The sequence below is a fragment of the Pseudomonas sp. SWRI68 genome, from assembly GCF_014269165.1.
Classification (GTDB): Bacteria; Pseudomonadota; Gammaproteobacteria; order Pseudomonadales; family Pseudomonadaceae; genus Aquipseudomonas; species Aquipseudomonas capeferrum.
This window is the reverse complement of the sequence record NZ_JABWRU010000018.1, coordinates 17,778-33,903: the sequence shown is the minus strand read 5'-3', so window position 1 is coordinate 33,903 and position 16,126 is coordinate 17,778. Positions and strand designations below refer to the sequence as shown.

16 protein-coding genes are annotated in these 16,126 nt (G+C 63.9%); 2 read left to right on the top strand and 14 right to left on the bottom strand.

Features of this window, described 5'->3' with window-relative positions; translation table 11 throughout:
• Window positions 1–11 precede the first annotated feature (11 nt).
• The 11 genes from paaE to paaF all read right to left on the bottom strand — a co-directional run bounded on the left by paaE (window position 12) and on the right by paaF (window position 10,199).
• Window positions 12–1,088: a 1,2-phenylacetyl-CoA epoxidase subunit PaaE gene (gene paaE, locus HU770_RS21225; protein WP_186665367.1), complete on the bottom strand. Its 1,077-nt coding sequence runs from the start codon at window positions 1,086–1,088 to the stop codon at window positions 12–14.
• Window positions 1,089–1,103: 15 nt separating this feature from the next.
• Complete coding sequence (paaD, locus tag HU770_RS21220) at window positions 1,104–1,637, bottom strand: 1,2-phenylacetyl-CoA epoxidase subunit PaaD (RefSeq protein ID WP_033697907.1); 534 nt, start codon at window positions 1,635–1,637, stop codon at window positions 1,104–1,106.
• Entirely contained in the window at window positions 1,624–2,382 is a 759-nt protein-coding gene (gene paaC / locus HU770_RS21215) for a 1,2-phenylacetyl-CoA epoxidase subunit PaaC (protein WP_186665362.1), read from the bottom strand. The genes paaD and paaC overlap by 14 nt, the downstream gene beginning before the upstream one ends.
• Window positions 2,383–2,390: 8 nt before the next feature.
• The gene (paaB, locus tag HU770_RS21210; RefSeq protein ID WP_004374528.1) at window positions 2,391–2,672 is read right to left on the bottom strand and encodes a 1,2-phenylacetyl-CoA epoxidase subunit PaaB; all 282 of its coding nucleotides are present in this window, start codon (window positions 2,670–2,672) and stop codon (window positions 2,391–2,393) included.
• Window positions 2,673–2,697: 25 nt separating this feature from the next.
• On the bottom strand, window positions 2,698–3,687 hold the full coding sequence (gene paaA / locus HU770_RS21205) for a 1,2-phenylacetyl-CoA epoxidase subunit PaaA (RefSeq protein WP_033697905.1): 990 nt from the start codon (window positions 3,685–3,687) through the stop codon (window positions 2,698–2,700).
• A gap of 303 nt (window positions 3,688–3,990) precedes the next feature.
• Window positions 3,991–5,310: a phenylacetate--CoA ligase PaaK gene (gene paaK, locus HU770_RS21200; protein ID WP_039603753.1), complete on the bottom strand. Its 1,320-nt coding sequence runs from the start codon at window positions 5,308–5,310 to the stop codon at window positions 3,991–3,993.
• A 106-nt stretch (window positions 5,311–5,416) separates the two neighbouring features.
• Window positions 5,417–6,637 (bottom strand): 3-oxoadipyl-CoA thiolase, encoded by a 1,221-nt coding sequence (pcaF, locus tag HU770_RS21195; protein WP_033697903.1) that lies wholly within the window; start codon window positions 6,635–6,637, stop codon window positions 5,417–5,419.
• Window positions 6,630–7,085: a hydroxyphenylacetyl-CoA thioesterase PaaI gene (gene paaI / locus HU770_RS21190; RefSeq protein ID WP_012314480.1), complete on the bottom strand. Its 456-nt coding sequence runs from the start codon at window positions 7,083–7,085 to the stop codon at window positions 6,630–6,632. Before paaI ends, pcaF begins: the two co-directional genes overlap by 8 nt.
• Window positions 7,078–8,595 carry a 3-hydroxyacyl-CoA dehydrogenase PaaH gene (paaH, locus tag HU770_RS21185; protein ID WP_186665355.1) on the bottom strand — a complete coding sequence of 506 codons (1,518 nt, stop codon included), beginning with the start codon at window positions 8,593–8,595 and terminating at the stop codon, window positions 7,078–7,080. Before paaH ends, paaI begins: the two co-directional genes overlap by 8 nt.
• Window position 8,596: 1 nt before the next feature.
• Window positions 8,597–9,388, bottom strand: coding sequence for a 2-(1,2-epoxy-1,2-dihydrophenyl)acetyl-CoA isomerase PaaG (paaG, locus tag HU770_RS21180; RefSeq protein WP_186665347.1), 792 nt, complete (start codon window positions 9,386–9,388; stop codon window positions 8,597–8,599).
• Between the two features lie 37 nt (window positions 9,389–9,425).
• Window positions 9,426–10,199, bottom strand: a complete 774-nt coding sequence (gene paaF / locus HU770_RS21175; RefSeq protein WP_047583186.1) for a 2,3-dehydroadipyl-CoA hydratase PaaF — start codon at window positions 10,197–10,199, stop codon at window positions 9,426–9,428.
• 346 nt (window positions 10,200–10,545) lie between these two features.
• On the opposite strand from paaF, the gene paaY reads away from it, so the two are divergent.
• Together paaY and paaX are read left to right on the top strand one after the other, a co-directional pair.
• Window positions 10,546–11,145 carry a phenylacetic acid degradation protein PaaY gene (gene paaY / locus HU770_RS21170; RefSeq protein WP_186665345.1) on the top strand — a complete coding sequence of 200 codons (600 nt, stop codon included), beginning with the start codon at window positions 10,546–10,548 and terminating at the stop codon, window positions 11,143–11,145.
• A gap of 77 nt (window positions 11,146–11,222) precedes the next feature.
• Window positions 11,223–12,146, top strand: a complete 924-nt coding sequence (paaX, locus tag HU770_RS21165; RefSeq protein ID WP_186653285.1) for a phenylacetic acid degradation operon negative regulatory protein PaaX — start codon at window positions 11,223–11,225, stop codon at window positions 12,144–12,146.
• A gap of 1 nt (window position 12,147) precedes the next feature.
• Here the strand turns inward: paaX and HU770_RS21160 are convergent, their stop codons facing one another.
• Genes HU770_RS21160 through HU770_RS21150 form a run of 3 tightly spaced genes read right to left on the bottom strand, consistent with a single transcriptional unit; the run spans window position 12,148 to window position 16,059 of the window.
• The gene (locus tag HU770_RS21160) at window positions 12,148–13,053 is read right to left on the bottom strand and encodes an amino acid ABC transporter substrate-binding protein (protein ID WP_186653281.1); all 906 of its coding nucleotides are present in this window, start codon (window positions 13,051–13,053) and stop codon (window positions 12,148–12,150) included.
• Window positions 13,050–14,390: a putrescine-ornithine antiporter gene (potE, locus tag HU770_RS21155; RefSeq protein ID WP_186665337.1), complete on the bottom strand. Its 1,341-nt coding sequence runs from the start codon at window positions 14,388–14,390 to the stop codon at window positions 13,050–13,052. The genes HU770_RS21160 and potE overlap by 4 nt, the downstream gene beginning before the upstream one ends.
• Before the next feature lie 13 nt (window positions 14,391–14,403).
• Window positions 14,404–16,059 (bottom strand): mechanosensitive ion channel family protein, encoded by a 1,656-nt coding sequence (locus tag HU770_RS21150; protein ID WP_186665330.1) that lies wholly within the window; start codon window positions 16,057–16,059, stop codon window positions 14,404–14,406.
• Window positions 16,060–16,126 lie beyond the last annotated feature (67 nt).

Below are 16,126 nucleotides of genomic sequence, written 5' to 3'. Positions count from 1 at the left end.
GCGGCGCGGGTTTACAACTGGTCGAAGTCGAGCACCACCTTGTCGCTCACCGGGTAGGTCTGGCACGACAGCACATAGCCCGCCGCCACTTCGTAGTCTTCCAGCGCATGGTTGCTATCCATCTCTACCTCGCCCTCGATCACCCGGCACTTGCAGGTGGAGCACACGCCCGCCTTGCACGAGTAGGGCAGCTCGGCGCCAATGGCATTACCGGCGTCCAGCACGTTCTGGCTGTTGCGCGGCAGGTCGAACGACAGGGCGCGGCCATCGCTGATCACGGTGATATGGCTGAGCGCCGAATCCACCTGGCGCGCCGCTTCACGGGCCTCGCGGCGTGCTTCGCTGCCGGCGGCGGCAAACAGTTCGAAATGGATGCGCTCCTTGCCCATGCCGTTGGCCTGCAGGCTGTCACGCACGGTTTCGGTCATCGCCTGGGGGCCGCAGATGAACGCCGCGTCCAGCGTGGTGACGTCCAGCCAGCGGGCGAACAGTTGGCCGCACTTGTCGGCATCGATCCGGCCGTTGTACAGGTCGACATCCTGCTGTTCGCGGCTGAACACGAAAATCAGGTTCAGGCGGTCCAGGTAACGGTTTTTCAGGTCTTCGAGCTTGTCGCGGAACAACGCACCGGAGCTGGAGCGGTTGCCGTACAGCAGGGTGAAGCGGCTGTGCGGCTCACTGGCCAGGGTGGTGGCGATGATCGACAGGATCGGCGTGATGCCGCTGCCTGCGGCCACGCCCAGGTAGTGGCCATGACGGGCAGGGTCCAGCGGTACGTGGAAACTGCCGGACGGCGGCATCACTTCCAGTTGCTGGCCAGCCTTGAGCACGTCATTGGCAAAGGCGGAGAAACGCCCGCCCGGCACGCGCTTGACGGCTACCCGCAGCTCGCCATCCTGAACCGCGCTGCAGATGGAATACGAGCGGCGTACTTCCTCGTTGTCCAACTGGGTACGCATGACCAGGTACTGGCCCTGGGTAAAGCTGAATTGCGCCTGCAAGTGCTCAGGCACGTCGAAGGCGATGGATACCGCGTCGCGGGTCTCGTTACACACTTGCTTGATGGTCAGGCTGTGAAACTGGCTCATGGTGTTCTCCACGGCTCAAATGCATTTGAAATAGTCGAACGGCTCCAGGCACTCGCGGCAGCGGTACAGCGCCTTGCAGGCCGTGGAGCCGAACTGGCTGAGCAGTTCGGTGTGGGGGCTGGCGCACTGCGGGCAGCACACCTGGGGCGCTTCACCGAGCAAACTGCGCTTGCTGGTGCTGCCCTCGGGCGGTGCGATGCCGTAGGCGCGCAAGCGTTGGCGGCCCAGCTCGCTGATCCAGTCGGTGCTCCAGGCCGGGGTCAGCCGCCGCTCCAGCGCAGGGGCAGCGAAACCGGCCTGTTGCAGCGCGTCACGGATGTCGGCCTCGATCACCTCGGTCGCCGGGCAACCGGAATAGGTCGGCGTGACTACCAGGTGCAGGTGGCCGGCGCGCCAGTCGAGGTCGCGGACGATGCCCAGGTCGACCACGCTGACTACCGGCACTTCCGGGTCCATGACCTGCTCCAGTACTTCCCAGGCCCGGGCCAGGTCATCGCCGCGGGCCGCACGGGCGCCGAGGTCGCTGGCAATCAGCTCACCAGGTTGCATCGGGGTAGGCCCGTGGCAGGAACTGCATTTCGGCCAGCAACAGCCCCAGGTGCTCGGTGTGCAGGCCTTTGCGGCTGTCCAGGTAGAAATGGCTGGCCGCCTTGGGCAGCGGCAGTTGCACCGAATCGAAAATCGCTGTCACCTGCTTGAGCCAGGCCGCACCGACGCGGCGCGGGTCGGCAGCAATGCCGGCCTCGGCCAGGCGCACTTCGTTTTCGCTGCCTGCCGTCAGTTCGACGGTGAAGCGCCACAGCGCGGGGATCGCATCGAGCATGCGCCGACGGCTTTCGTCAGTGCCGCCGCCCAGGCGCTGCACCCATTCGCCGGAGCGCCGCAGGTGGTAGGTGACCTCCTTGAGTGCCTTGGCGGCAATGCCGGCGATACGTTCGTCGCTGGACGCGGCCAGGCCCTGCAGCACCGCGTAATGCCAGGCGTCATAGAAGAACTGCTTGGTCATGGTCACGGCAAAGTCGCCATTGGGTTGCTCGACCAGCAGCAGGTTGCGGTAGGCGCGTTCGTCGCGACGCATGGCAAGGGCGTCGGCATCACGGCCGTCATCGAGCAGCTCGGCGGCGTACTCCAGCCAGTTACGGGCCTGGCCGACCAGGTCGAGGCCTACGTTCATCAAGGCCAGCTCTTCTTCGATGGCCGGCGCATGGCCGCACCATTCACAAAGGCGCTGGCCCTGCACCAGGGCGGTGTCGCCCAGTAGCAGCAAATACGGGATAAGCGTTTCTGTATGCATGGCCAACCTCACATGTGTCCGACTTCGTCGGGCAGTTCGTAAAAGCTGGCGTGGCGGTAGACCTTGTCGTCCGAAGGGGCGAACAACGGGTCTTTCTCGTCAGGCGAGGAGGCGGTGATCAGCGCCGAAGGCACCACCCACAGGCTCACGCCTTCGCTGCGGCGGGTGTACAGCTCACGGGCATTCTCGATGGCCATGGCGGCGTCGGCGGCATGCACGCTGCCGACATGCTTGTGGTTCAAGCCGTGCTTGCTGCGCACGAACACTTCGTAGAGGGTCCAGACAGACATTTTCGATCTCCGCATCAATCGCCGCTCAGGCGGCGTTCTTGTTCTGTTGCTTGCGCGCATAGGCCACGGCGGCCTCGCGCACCCAGGCACCGTCCTCGATGGCTTTGCGCCGGGTGGCGACACGCTCCAGGTTGCACGGGCCGTTACCCTTGATGACTTCGTAGAACTCGTCCCACTGGATTTCGCCGAAGTCGTAGTGGCCGCGGGCCTCGTTCCACTTCAGGTGCGGGTCGGGCGCGGTGCAGCCGAGCAGTTCGAGCTGTGGCACGGTCTGGTCGATGAAACGCTGGCGCAGTTCGTCGTTGGTCTGGCGCTTGATCTTCCAGGCCATCGACTGGGCGCTGTTGGGGGAGTGCTCGTCGCTTGGGCCGAACATCATCAGCGACGGCCACCACAGGCGGTTGATGGCGTCCTGGACCATGTCCTTCTGCGCCTGGGTGCCGTGGCGCATCATGGTCAGCAGCAGCTCGTAGCCCTGGCGCTGGTGGAAGCTCTCTTCCTTGCAGATACGGATCATGGCGCGGGAGTAGGGGCCGTAGGAGGTGCGCTGCAGCACCACCTGGTTGACGATCGCGGCGCCATCGACCAGCCAGCCTACCGCGCCCATGTCGGCCCAGCTCAGGGTCGGGTAGTTGAAGATGCTCGAGTACTTGGCCTTGCCGCTGTGCAGCTTGGCGATTTCTTCGTCGCGGTCGGCGCCGAGGGTTTCCATGGCGCTGTACAGGTACAGGCCGTGACCGGCTTCGTCCTGGATCTTGGCCATCAGTTGCAGCTTGCGCTTAAGGCTTGGGGCGCGGGTGACCCAGTTGCCTTCGGGCAACATGCCGACGATTTCCGAATGGGCGTGCTGGGAGATCTGCCGGATCAGGGTCTGGCGATAGGCCTCGGGCATCCAGTTCTTGGCTTCGATCTTGATCTCGGCGTCGATCTTTTCCTGGAAGTTGCGCTCTTCAGGCGACATCTCGTCTAGCGACTTGACGCGTTTTACACCGGTTTCGACTAGCTGTGCGTACATGTTCTGACTCCTGCCTCAGGGCTGGGTGGGGCATGAGTCATTTATAAGCGATACAAAACACAACATCAAACAGATTATTAGGTATCAGATAATATTTTTGTATCGGATTGCCGCAAAGAAGTGCCCACAGCGGCTGCTATGTGCTTGTCGGGAGATAGGGTGATGGCGGCTAGGTGCCTGTCTTGGGTTTGGAGGTGGGGCGGAGATCGAGCGCCGCCCGCGCGGCGCTCGATCTGATGGGCGCTGAAAATGCCAAGCCAAGCACCTGGTGGCCCCGGGGGAAAAGGGTTCAGCGCTGAACGATCAGCCAGCCAAACGCTTGTCGTAAACGTGGCATGCTTTGCCTTCGGAGCGCTTGAGCGTGCCGCAAGGCTGCAGCCGCACGTGGGTGCTGATGCCGATGTAGGTCTTGATTTGCCTGCTCAGCTCAGCCACCACCAGTTTGCGCTGCGCCTCGTCGAGTGCCTGGCACTCGCCACGCAACTCCACATGCACCTCGACACTGTCCAGGTTGCCATTGCGATACAGGTGTATCTCATACAGCTCTGAAAGCTGTTTTATTTTAAGCACCTGCTCTTCGATCTGCGTGGGGAACACGTTGACCCCGCGGATGATCAGCATGTCGTCACTGCGCCCAGTGATCTTGCCGATCCGCCGCATCGGCCGCGCCGTACCCGGCAACAGGCGTGTCAGGTCGCGGGTGCGGTAGCGGATCATTGGCAGCGCTTCCTTGCTCAACGAGGTGAACACCAGTTCGCCCAGTTGCCCGTCCGGCAACACCTCACCGCTGACCGGGTCGATGATCTCGGGGTAGAAGTGGTCTTCCCAGATGGTCGGCCCGTCCTTTGTTTCCAGGCATTCCATGGCCACCCCTGGCCCCATGATCTCCGACAGGCCATAGATATCCAGGGCATTGATGCCCAGGCGCTGCTCGATCGAGCGGCGCAACTCGTCGGTCCACGGCTCGGCGCCGAAGATCCCCAGGCGCAGCTTGAGGTCGTGCGGGTCGATACCCTGGCGTTCGATCTCGTCAGCCAGGTTGAGCATGTACGAGGGCGTGACCATGATTATGTCAGGCTGGAAGTCACGGATCAGTTGCACCTGCTTCTCGGTCTGGCCGCCCGACATGGGGATCACCGTGCAACCGAGCCGTTCGGCACCGTAGTGCGCGCCCAGGCCGCCGGTGAACAGGCCATAGCCATAGGACACGTGCACCTTGTCCCCCTTGCGCCCGCCGGCCGCGCGGATCGAACGGGCGACCACGTTGGCCCAGGTATTGATGTCGTTCTGGGTATAACCGACCACGGTCGGCTTGCCCGTGGTGCCGCTGGATGCGTGCAGGCGCACCACCTCTTCCTGGGGCACGGCGAACATGCCATAGGGGTAGTTGTCGCGCAGGTCGTTCTTGCCGGTAAAGGGGAACCTGGCGAGGTCTTCCAGCGCGGTAAGGTCGTCTGGGTGGGCGCCGCACTCGTCGAAACGCTGGCGGTACAGCGGTACATTGTCGTAGGCGTGCTTCAGGCTCCAGCGCAGGCGGTCCAGCTGGTGCTGGCGCAGCTCGTCGACACTGGCAGTCTCGATCGGGTCAAGCAGGGCGCGGTCGGCATCGTGGTACATGTTCATGGCTTCACTCGAATTGTTCTTGTACGTTGGCGCTAAGGCCTTGAGTGTCATGCGGGCAGCATACTGCCCGTGTCGTGTTCAGTCTCAGGCCATTGGTCTGATGTGCTCAGAGGCGCTCGATGACCAGGGCAATGCCTTGGCCAACGCCGATGCACATGGTGCACAAGGCGTAGCGGCCGCCGCGTTCTTCCAGCTCGTGCAGGGCGGTGGTCACCAGCCGTGCGCCGCTCATGCCCAGCGGATGCCCCAGGGCGATAGCGCCGCCATTGGGGTTGACGCGCTTGTCGTCGTCAGCCAGGCCCAGCTCGCGCAGCACTGCCAGGCCTTGGGCCGCAAATGCTTCGTTCAACTCGATGACGTCCATGTCGGCCAGGCTCAGGCCGGCCTGCGCGAGTACCTTGCGGGTCGCCGGGACCGGGCCGATGCCCATGATGCGCGGTTCGACCCCAGCGGCGGCCATGCCGAGGACCCGGCCGCGCGGCTTCAGGCCATGGCGGCGGGCCGCATCAGTGCTGGCCAGCAGCAGGGCGCAAGCGCCGTCGTTGACGCCTGAAGCGTTGCCTGCTGTCACGCTGCCGCCTTCACGGAACGGCGTGCCGAGCCTGGCCAACTGGTCCAGGGTGGTGTCGGCGCGCGGGTGCTCATCATGCTCGACACGCTTGGCCGGGCCTTTGCGCTGGGCGATCTCGACCGGCACGATCTCCCGTGCCAGCCGGCCCCGGGCCTGGGCGGCGGCCGCCTTGTGCTGGCTGCGCAAGGCGAAAGCGTCCTGGTCTTCGCGCGAAATACCGAACTGCGCGGCGACATTCTCGGCGGTCTCGGGCATCGAGTCGATGCCGTACTGCGCCTGCATCAGTTTATTGACGAAACGCCAGCCGATGGTAGTGTCGAACAGCTCGGCGCTGCGGCCGAAGGCTTGCTCTGACTTGCCCATGACGAAGGGTGCCCGCGACATCGACTCGACGCCACCGGCCAGCATCAGCCCGGCCTCGCCGCAGCGCAGGGCGCGGGCGGCGCTGCCGACGGCATCCAGCCCGGAACCGCACAGGCGATTGAGGGTGGTGCCCGGCACGGCATCGGGCAGGCCGGCGAGCAGGCTAGCCATGCGTGCCACGTTACGGTTGTCTTCGCCCGCCTGGTTGGCGCAGCCGAGGATCACGTCATCAATGGCGGCCCAGTCGAGCTCGGGGTGGCGGGCCATCAGCGCCCTGATCGGCACGGCCGCGAGGTCGTCGGCGCGCACGCTGCTCAGTGCGCCGCCGTAACGGCCGATTGGCGTGCGCACGGCGTCGATGATCAACGCCTGGTCGAAGGTCTGGTCAGTCATCCTGGGTCTCCTGCGGCAACACCGTGCCGCGCACTTTGTAGGATTTTCCGTGGAACAGGGCAATCAGTTCGCCACGCTGGTTTTCCAGGCGTACGTCATACAGGCCCGTGCGGCCCTTGCGGGTGATTTCGCTGGCGGTAGCGGTGAGCACGTCCTGCTCGAAAGCCGGTGCCACGTAGTCGATGCTGCAGTTCAAGGCCACGGTCGCTTCGTCGTAGCTGTTGCAGGCGAAGGCAAACGCCGAGTCCGCCAAGCTGAACAAGAAACCACCATGGCAGCTGCCGTGGCCCTGAATCATGTCGGCGCGCACCGGCATGCTCAGGCGGGCCTGGCCGGGGCCGACGTCGAGCAGCCGAGCGCCCAGGGCCTGGGTGGCGCGGTCGCGGGAAAACATTGCATCGGCGCAGGCGCGTGCCAGTTGCTCGGGGGTACGTTGGGCTTCAGTCATGCAGTCGGCCTCCTTGGGCATGCACGCGGCGCAGCAGCAGCGAAGGGCGGTAGCGGGTCTCGCCGTAGCAGCGCTGCAGGTTGTCCAGCACGCGCAGGGTGTAGCCGATGCCGATCTGCTCGGCCCAGGCCAACGGCCCGCGCGGGTAATTGACCCCTGCGCGCATGGCCAGGTCGATGTCGGCTGCCGAGCCTACGCCTTGCAGCACGGCATCGGCAGCTTCGTTGGCGAGCGTGGTGACGGTGCGCAACACCACCAGGGCCGGCAGATCGGCGACCAGGCAAACCTTCAGGCCCGCCTGGCGCAGTAACGCTACGGCCTGTTCGCGCGCCTCGCGGGTGGTGTCGGGGCAAGTGCTGATGGCAATCCGTTCGGCCTTGTTGTAGTCCAGCGCGAGGTCCACCAGCACCAGGTTTCGCAGCCCATCTTCACGCGCGCGTTGGCTGGCCAGGCGGCCGTCAGACAACGCCAGGGTGGCATCACCTACCCGCAGCAGGCCGCTGCCCGGGCGCTCGGTGACCTGGACGCCGCAGGCCTGGATGCGCTGCAGCAAGGGCTGCATCGCGCCCAGGCTGCCTTCGACCACGCAGCACTCGACACGCGCCGCGCTTTGCACCTCGGCGGGCTGCGGCCGCAGCGCACCTTCGCTGTAATCGTAGAAACCCTGGCCGCTCTTGCGCCCAAGACGGCCGGCATCCACCAGCTCTTTCTGTACCAGCGAGGGCTGGAAGCGGAAGTCACCATAAAAGGCGTCGAACACCGAGCAGGTCACGGCGTAATTGACATCGTGGCCGATCAGGTCGGTCAGCTCGAAAGCGCCCATGCGGAAACCACCGGCGTCACGCATCAGCGCATCGAGGCTCGCGCAATCAGCGGCGCCTTCCTGGTACAGGCGCAGGCTCTCAGCATAAAACGGCCGCGCCACCCGGTTGACAATGAAGCCCGGCGTCGAACGCGCATGCACCGGCTGCTTGCCCCAGGCCATGGCCGTGTCGTACAGCGTGGCGGCCAAGGCGGGGGCGGTGGCCAGGCCTGAGACGACCTCGACCAACGCCATCAACGGCGCAGGGTTGAAAAAGTGCATGCCGATCACCCGTTCGGGCCGCCGCAGGCCGGCGGCCAGGCTGGTGATCGACAGCGATGAGGTGTTGCTGGCCAATATGCAGCTGTCGCTGCACAGGGCTTCGAGCTGTTGCAAGAGTGCCTGTTTGACCTGCAGGTTTTCGACGATCGCTTCGATCACCAGCTGCGCATCGGCCAGTGCTTCGAGCGTTTCCACGGGCTGCAGGCGCGCGCTGATCGCCTGGCGTGCGGTAGCGTCGAGCTTGCCTTTTTCGACCAGGCGGCCGAGCTGGCGGTCGATGCCTTGCACGGCCAGGGCCGCAGCGCCTGGGCGATTGTCATACAGGCAAACCGGATGCCCCGCCTGGGCGGCCACCTGGGCGATGCCGGCCCCCATCGCACCGGCGCCGATCACCGCGACCTGGGCGTTACCGTTAAGTGCACTCATGTCAGCACCCCTTGAAGGCCGGTGCGCGCTTGGCCATGAACGCCGCGACGCCTTCGCGGTAGTCCTCGCTGCGCCCGGCCAGGCGCTGCAGGTCACGCTCAAGTTCGAGCTGCTGGTCAAAGTGATTGTCGTAACTGGCGTTAAGCGCACGCTTGATCAGGGCCAGCCCGTAAGTTGGCTGAGTCGCCAGCTGGCGGGCGAGGGCCAGCGCCTCGTCACGCAGTGCGGCGTCGTCGACCACCCGGTGGATCAGGCCCCATTGCTCGGCTTTTTCCGCACTCAGGCGTTCACCGAGCATGGCTAGCGCCTTGGCCCGAGCCATGCCGACCAAGCGCGGCAGTTGCCAGGTACCACCCGAGTCCGGCACCAGGCCGATCTTGCAAAACGCCTGGATAAAGCTGGCCGAGCGGGCCGCAAGCACCAGGTCACAGGCCAGCGGAATGTTCGCGCCCGCACCGGCCGCCACGCCGTTGACCGCGCAGATGACCGGCATCGGCAGGTCGCGCAGGGCCCGCACCAGCGGGTTGTAGAACGCCTCGATGGACTCGCCCAGGTCGGGCACTTGCGCGCCAGGCGCGACGTTGCGGTCAGACAAGTCTTGCCCGGCGCAAAAGCCACGCCCTTCGCCAGTCAGCAGCAACACGCGTACCTGCGGGTCTTGGCGTACCTGCTTGAGCGCCTCGCGCACTTCCTTGTGCATCTGCGTGTTGAAGCTGTTCAGCTGGTCAGGCCGGTTCAGCGAGAGGAGGGCGACACCGTCCTCGATGGAAAACAGGATGTGCTCGAAAGCCATGACAGGCTCGCTCCGTCAGTCGGTAGGGAAGAGGGGGTTACTGGCCCAAGAAGTGCGCCGGGCGTTTTTCTTGGAAGGCGCGGATGCCTTCGTCGCGGTCGACGGTACCGGCCAGCAAGGTGAACGCGTGGCGTTCGAAGCGCAGGCCGGTGGCCAGGTCGGTGTCCCCGGCCTTGAGCAGGGCTTCTTTGGCCAGGCGCACGGCGAGCGGTGCCTTGCGGGCGATGCTGGCCGCCACTTGCAGGGCGCGCTCGACGGCAAGCTCGGGCTGCGTCAGCTCGCTGACCAGGCCGGCCTGCTGGGCCTGCCGGGCGGTGATCGGCTCGCCGGTCAGAACCATCTGCATGGCCAGCGGCTTGCCGACCGCGCGCAACAGGCGTTGTGTGCCGCCCGCACCGGGGATGATGCCGAGGTTGATTTCGGGCTGGCCGAAGCGTGCGTCTTCGCCGGCGATGACGATATCGGCGCACATCACCAGCTCGCAGCCACCGCCCAGGGCGAAGCCGTTGACCGCTGCAATCAGCGGTTTGGCAAAACTGGCGATGCGCTGCCAATGGGCGACACGCGGGTCATTGAGGATGCCGACCAGGTCGCGCTCGGCCATTTCACGGATGTCGGCGCCGGCAGCGAAGGCCTTGCGGCTGCCGGTGAGCACTACGGCGCGGGTTGCCGGGTCGCGCTCGGCACTTTCCAGCTCGGCCGCAAGCTCAGCGAGCAGTTCGGTACACAGCGCATTGAGGGCTTCGGGCCGCTGCAGGGTGATCAGGCGGACGCCGTCCTCAGGCGCCTGCACAACGAGATAGCGAGGCATGTCGGTTTCCTCAGGCTGCACGCACGGCACGTGGGCCGGCATTTATTGGAATTGTCTGCAGGGGCAGGGGAAAACGCTGAGGCCTGCCCGGGTGAGGTCCAGTATATGCCTTATATGATACAGAACGGCAATAGCAAATATTGCATTACGTGTCCCTTAATGCGAGAAATTACTTCCAGTCAGGCCCGGGTTAGGCTTTTAAAGCCCAGCAAATACGCCATTAAAGTCAAGGTTTATGAGTTGGGAGGTGCACCTCGAAAAGCGATACAAAGAATCAGCAATTGACGGTTACATTTATCGTGATACATGATCGCCTCACTAACTGAATCATTTTGAGAGGTGTGACATGCCTTGCTATCGGCTGGACGGCCTGACCCCCGTGATCCACCCAACGGCGTACGTACACCCGACGGCCGTGCTGATCGGCGATGTGATCATCGGCCCGCAGTGTTACGTCGGCCCCCTGGCGTCATTGCGCGGCGACTTTGGCCGCATCGTGCTGGAGGAGGGTGCCAACCTGCAGGACACCTGCGTGATGCACGGCTTCCCGGGCGGCGATACGGTGATAGAGCGCCATGGCCATGTGGGCCACGGCGCGGTTTTGCACGGCTGCCGGATAGGCGCCGATGCCTTGGTGGGCATGAATGCGGTGATCATGGACGGCGCACACATCGCGCCACGCTGCATCGTCGGCGCCACGGCCTTCGTCAAGGCTGGCTTCGAATGCCCCGAGCAGAGCCTGGTAATGGGCGCGCCGGCACAGGCCAAGCGTACCCTCAGCGATCAAGAGGTCGCCTGGAAGCAACGCGGCACAGCCGAATACCAGCGTCTGACCCAGCGCTGCAGTGCCGCCCTGGTCGAATGCCCGCCCCTGAGCGAAGTCGAGGCGCAGCGCCCACGCATGGGTGATTGCGGCTTTCGCCCCAAAGGCGAGGCGCAGGCATGAGCCTGGTGGTGACTGGCAATGGCCAGGCGGCACGGCGGGCAGGTATAGTCGGGGCTCCATCGGCTTACAGTTCCCTCATGAGCAGCCTTGCCCCCCTCAATACTTTGATCACCCGCTTCCAGGAGCAGACGCCGATCCGCGCGAGCTCGCTGATCATCACCCTGTATGGCGACGCCATCGAGCCGCATGGTGGCACGGTCTGGCTGGGCAGCCTGATCAACCTGCTGGAGCCGATCGGCATCAACGAACGGCTGATCCGCACCTCGATCTTCCGCCTGACCAAGGAAGGCTGGCTGACCGCCGAAAAAGTCGGCCGGCGCAGCTATTACAGCCTCACCGGCACGGGCCGGCGCCGTTTCGAGAAAGCCTTCAAGCGTGTGTACAGCGCGAGCCTGCCAGCCTGGGACGGCGCCTGGACGCTGGTGTTGCTGTCGCAGCTGGAGGCCAGCAAGCGCAAGGCCGTGCGCGAGGAACTGGAGTGGCAGGGCTACGGCGCCATCGCCCCGAACGTACTGGGCTGCCCGCGCGCTGATCGTGCCGACCTGGCGACCACCTTGCGCGAGCTGGACGCCACTGACGACAGCATCGTCTTCGAAACCCACACCCAGGAAGTACTAGCCTCCAAGGCCATGCGCGCCCAGGTGCGGGAAAGCTGGCGGATCGAGGAACTGGGTGAGCACTACAGCGAGTTCATCCGCTTGTTCCGACCGCTGTGGCAGGCGCTCAAGGAGCAGAAGGAACTCGATGCCCAGGACTGCTTCCTGGCGCGCACCTTGTTGATTCATGAGTACCGCCGGCTGCTGCTGCGTGACCCGCAGTTGCCGGATGAGCTGCTGCCTGGGGATTGGGAAGGCAGGGCTGCTCGCCAGTTGTGCCGTAACCTCTATCGGCTGGTGTGGGGCAAGGCGGAAGCGTGGCTGGGGACCGCACTGGAGACGGCAGATGGGCCGTTGCCGGATGTTAACGAGAGCTTCTACAAGCGGTTTGGTGGGCTGGGCTGAGTCAGGGCAACGCATAAACCTTGAACAACCGCCTGGCCGTGTCGCTCACACCGTCGAGGTATTTGACGTAGGCCTGCTCGATTTCGCCCGACCGGTACATCTCGCTCAGCACCGTATCGACCAGCAACCGGAAGTCATCATCGCCGCGCGCGATCATCAGCGAAACCGGCGCATATTCGTAGATTCGGTCGAGCAGCAATAGGCTGCCGTCCGGATAGCCCGACGCGATGTGGGTCTTGAGCAGGATACGGTCGGCAAAGAACGCATCGGCACCGCCCTCGGCCACGCGCCGTACGCCTTCCTCATTGCTCTTGACGCTAACCAAGGTCGCGATCACCCCAAGCAGCCGCATCTGCTCGCCAACCCACTGCTGCGTGGCACTACCCGCCAATACGGCATAGGTCTGCTTGGCCAGGCCTCGATTGACCGTGGCGCGCCAGGTCGGCCCGTCATGCGCCACCTCACCGTTGAGCGCCTTGAGTAACGGCTCAGGTGACTGCTTACGGACCACGGCCGAGAGCCCCGCGGTATACACCGGCAGCGAAAAGCTCACTGCTTTGCGCCGCTCCAGCGTCTGCGGTGTCGGCGTGCAGAGGATATCGACTTTGCCCGAGCTGACCGCAGCAACCGCTTGGGTAATTTCCACGGGCTGAAACCGCACCTGCAGCGCGGGTTGCTGCAGTTCGGATTTCACCCGTTCACTGATCTTCAGACAAAGATCAATGGCGTAACCCTCGACGGTGTCGCCGTTCAAGGCACTGAACGGTGCTGACCCAGGCAGGTAGCCCAGCGTCAGGGTATGACTGCTGCGCACCCGCTCCAGGGTATCGGCCCAGGAAACAACCGAAACACCAGAGAGCGCACCCGCCAGCAGCAGACGCAAAAGCTTCGCTGATAACGACTTCATTGCTCGCGCCCTCCGCTCAGGCCGTCAGTTGGCGAGTAGACAAACCGCTTGGCGAGAAACCCGTACAGCAGGTAGCCAAAGGCGAGCACCAGCAACCCGCCAAACAAAGCCTCCATGCCGCAGGCATACAGCGCGTAAAGCGAGTAGGACACGGCAATCAGCAGCACAACCAGGTTGCGCGAGTACACCGTTGGCGAGACGTTGGCCTTGTACATGATTACCAGTAGCCCGGTCAGCGCTGTCACGTAGGGGATCAGGTTGGTCACCGCAGCAAGGTTCACCAGCTTGCTGAACTGCGCACTGGCATTGGGTGAAATGGTCGAAACGGCCATTGCAGTCTGCAACAGGCCACAGACGATCATGCCAATAACCGGCGCCCCAAACCTGTTGAGCTTGCTAAACAGCTTGAGAAAGAGGTTCTGGTCGGCGGTCATCTTGGCGGTCTGGGCCAGGGTGAACTGCCAGCCCAGCAGTGAGCCGACACAGGCCATGACCGCCAAGGCCATGACAATATTGCCCACCAGCGGGCTGAACATCTTCGCGTAGACTAGCGCGAAAGGCGCTGACGCGTTGGCCAGCTCAGCGTTGGGGATGATGCCCTGGATGACCGTGGTCGAAAGCACATAGACCACTGCCGCCCCAAGGGTGCCGAAGAGGCACGCCAGCGGCACGTCGCGCTTCGGGTTCTCGACCGCATCAGACGCCTGGGCTGCCGACTCCATGCCGAGAAAGGCCCACAGGGTCAGCGGTATGGCCTTGCCGATGGCCTCGGAAAGCGGCAACGCATTGGGGTTCCAGGCGGCCTGGAGCAGGTCGGGCTTGAACCAGAACCAGCCGATGATACTCAGCCCCGCAACGGGGATGATGACACCCCAGACCGTGATCGCACCGATCTTGCCGGTGATGTTCGGGCCGCCAAAGTTGGCGACGATGGTTAGCCAGATCAGCCCCACGGTGCCGATGAACAGCGGCACGGCACCGGTACCCAACCAAGGCACGAACGCGGTCATGTAGCCCACCGCAGAAATTGCCACCGCGACGTTGGCGATCGCCAGCGACAGAAAGTACAGGTAGGAGCAGAGAAAGAAGCCTGATTTTGCGTGGGCTTCTTCGGTGTAGGCCGACAAGCCACCAGAGCGCGGGCAGAAGATCCCGCATTGAGCAAAACAGTAGGCAATGGCCATCGAACCAATCGCGGTGAAGGCCCATGACAACAGCGACACTGCGCCCAGTTGCGCCATGTTGGTCGGCAGCATGATGATGCCCGACCCCATCATGTTGACCGTCACCAGCGTAGTAAGGCCCATCAGGCTCATCTTCTTGCTTGGGTCCGTCATCGCAAACTCCCTTTCAAGGCTTGCTGGCTGGCTGCGGATGTTCTGGCTTGGCAGGGTCGGCGTACCACTGCTCCCTTGGCACCCACTTGGCCTGCAATGGGTCGCCGAGGTAGTGGGGCGACATGATCTGCACGCCGTACTCGTTGAAAACGTCCTGGATATTGGCGTGCAGCAGGCTGAGGAGGAGGGCGCGTGGCCTGGGCTGCGACGGAACGGCCTGGGCCACTAGGCGGTACTCCGGATAAAAATCCGACAGCGCCGTCTGGAACACCTGGGGTTCGGGCTTTGCCAGTACGCCATCGGTACGCCTGGCCGCCTCCAGCAACATCGCTTCGACCTGCCGCCACGGTGTGTCGTAGCCGATGGTCACCACCGTATCGACCACATAGCCTGGCCCCTCGACGATGCGTGAGTAGTTTTTCGTCACGGTGCCCGTGATCATCGAATTGGGCAGCGTCAACACCTCGCCAAGGCCGGTGCGGATGGTGGTGGTGAACATACCCACCTCGGTCACCGTGCCCTCATAGTCGCCCACGCGCACGAACTCACCGGCGCGCAGCGTCCTTGTATAGGTGAGAATCAGCCCGGCCGCCGCCTGGCCGACGACACTGGTGGCACCGAGCGAAATCATCAGCCCGAGTAGTACCGACAGGCCCTTGAAGGCATCGGTGCCAGAGCCAGGTAGGTACGGGTAGGCCATCACCAGCGCAAACAGCCAGATCGCCAATGATGTCAGGCGCATGGTGGGCTGCAGGGTTTCTTCGTTGAGCCACTTCAACGTGCCCGGCCGTGCCATGCGCCGCAGCACCCGCTTGGAAAACGCGCTGATACCGCGGGCAATGAAGAAAATCGACAAGGCAACGGTAAGCCCGGGGATGGCGTGAAGGATGCCGCTGACCAGGTAGCTGACCAGCTCCATCAGGTAGACATTCAGGCTTTCGCCCCACGCCCGGGTGTAAGGGAACTGCGACAGCACGAAGCCCAGCCACTGGTAGCAGAGCAACAGCAACACCAGCCAGTACACCAACCACAGCGAACGATCGGCCAGGTAGTAGAGGTTCTGCAGGTCGAACAGGGGTGTTTGACCCACCCTGAAACGCTCGGAATGCTTGCCCATCAGCCTGGGCAGCAGCCCCAAAAGCTTTCGCCGCACACCTCGCGCGCCCTTGACCAGAAGCATGAACACCAAGGTGGCCGCAGCCGAATAGCCGACAGCATTAAGTAGAAAACGCACGCTGCGCGCCTGGCGTGTTTCCTCGACTACCAGGCGCAGGTTCTCTGCGGCCAGCTCGGCGGCTTCGCGCGCGGTGATATCGTTGGCGGCGGCGTCCTGCGGCGTGACAATGAACGCGCGCCGATCGCCCAGCAGTACCAGGTAACTGTTCAGGATAGCGTCGATTCTGATGCCTTGGTCATCTTCATCCTGCAACGCTTCTTCAATGGCCGACTTGGCCCGCAGTGCTCGAACCTGTGGTGTTTCACCCAGCAGGGTGGCACGAAAGACAAATACCGTGCGGTTGATGATCTGCAGTGCTGCAGGCTCAGGGGTGGCAGCATCGGCTGCCGTCGCCGAAGGCTCCAGGCCCTCTGCATGGAGGAGGGTTGAGCACAGCATCTGCACCGCCAGAGCCAGCCAACACACTTGCCTGAATCTACGCATGATCCTCATGCTTCGCTCCCCTGCGACCCGAGGTTGGGCTGCTTCCAGCATAGTCGGGTTTCTGGCCTGCCCGGTA

Bases quoted from the DNA above. Each gene is read 5' to 3' on its own strand.
- paaC (WP_186665362.1), bottom strand. From the start codon at position 2,382: ATGCATACAGAAACGCTTATCCCGTATTTGCTGCTACTGGGCGACACC.
- paaK (WP_039603753.1), bottom strand. From the start codon at position 5,310: ATGAACATGTACCACGATGCCGACCGCGCCCTGCTTGACCCGATCGAG.
- pcaF (WP_033697903.1), bottom strand. From the start codon at position 6,637: ATGACTGACCAGACCTTCGACCAGGCGTTGATCATCGACGCCGTGCGC.
- paaY (WP_186665345.1), top strand. From the start codon at position 10,546: ATGCCTTGCTATCGGCTGGACGGCCTGACCCCCGTGATCCACCCAACG.
- HU770_RS21160 (WP_186653281.1), bottom strand. From the start codon at position 13,053: ATGAAGTCGTTATCAGCGAAGCTTTTGCGTCTGCTGCTGGCGGGTGCG.
- paaE (WP_186665367.1), bottom strand. From the start codon at position 1,088: ATGAGCCAGTTTCACAGCCTGACCATCAAGCAAGTGTGTAACGAGACC.
- HU770_RS21150 (WP_186665330.1), bottom strand. From the start codon at position 16,059: ATGAGGATCATGCGTAGATTCAGGCAAGTGTGTTGGCTGGCTCTGGCG.
- paaD (WP_033697907.1), bottom strand. From the start codon at position 1,637: ATGCAACCTGGTGAGCTGATTGCCAGCGACCTCGGCGCCCGTGCGGCC.
- paaI (WP_012314480.1), bottom strand. From the start codon at position 7,085: ATGACTGAAGCCCAACGTACCCCCGAGCAACTGGCACGCGCCTGCGCC.
- paaX (WP_186653285.1), top strand. From the start codon at position 11,223: ATGAGCAGCCTTGCCCCCCTCAATACTTTGATCACCCGCTTCCAGGAG.
- potE (WP_186665337.1), bottom strand. From the start codon at position 14,390: ATGACGGACCCAAGCAAGAAGATGAGCCTGATGGGCCTTACTACGCTG.
- paaH (WP_186665355.1), bottom strand. From the start codon at position 8,595: ATGAGTGCACTTAACGGTAACGCCCAGGTCGCGGTGATCGGCGCCGGT.
- paaA (WP_033697905.1), bottom strand. From the start codon at position 3,687: ATGTACGCACAGCTAGTCGAAACCGGTGTAAAACGCGTCAAGTCGCTA.
- paaF (WP_047583186.1), bottom strand. From the start codon at position 10,199: ATGCCTCGCTATCTCGTTGTGCAGGCGCCTGAGGACGGCGTCCGCCTG.
- paaG (WP_186665347.1), bottom strand. From the start codon at position 9,388: ATGGCTTTCGAGCACATCCTGTTTTCCATCGAGGACGGTGTCGCCCTC.
- paaB (WP_004374528.1), bottom strand. From the start codon at position 2,672: ATGTCTGTCTGGACCCTCTACGAAGTGTTCGTGCGCAGCAAGCACGGC.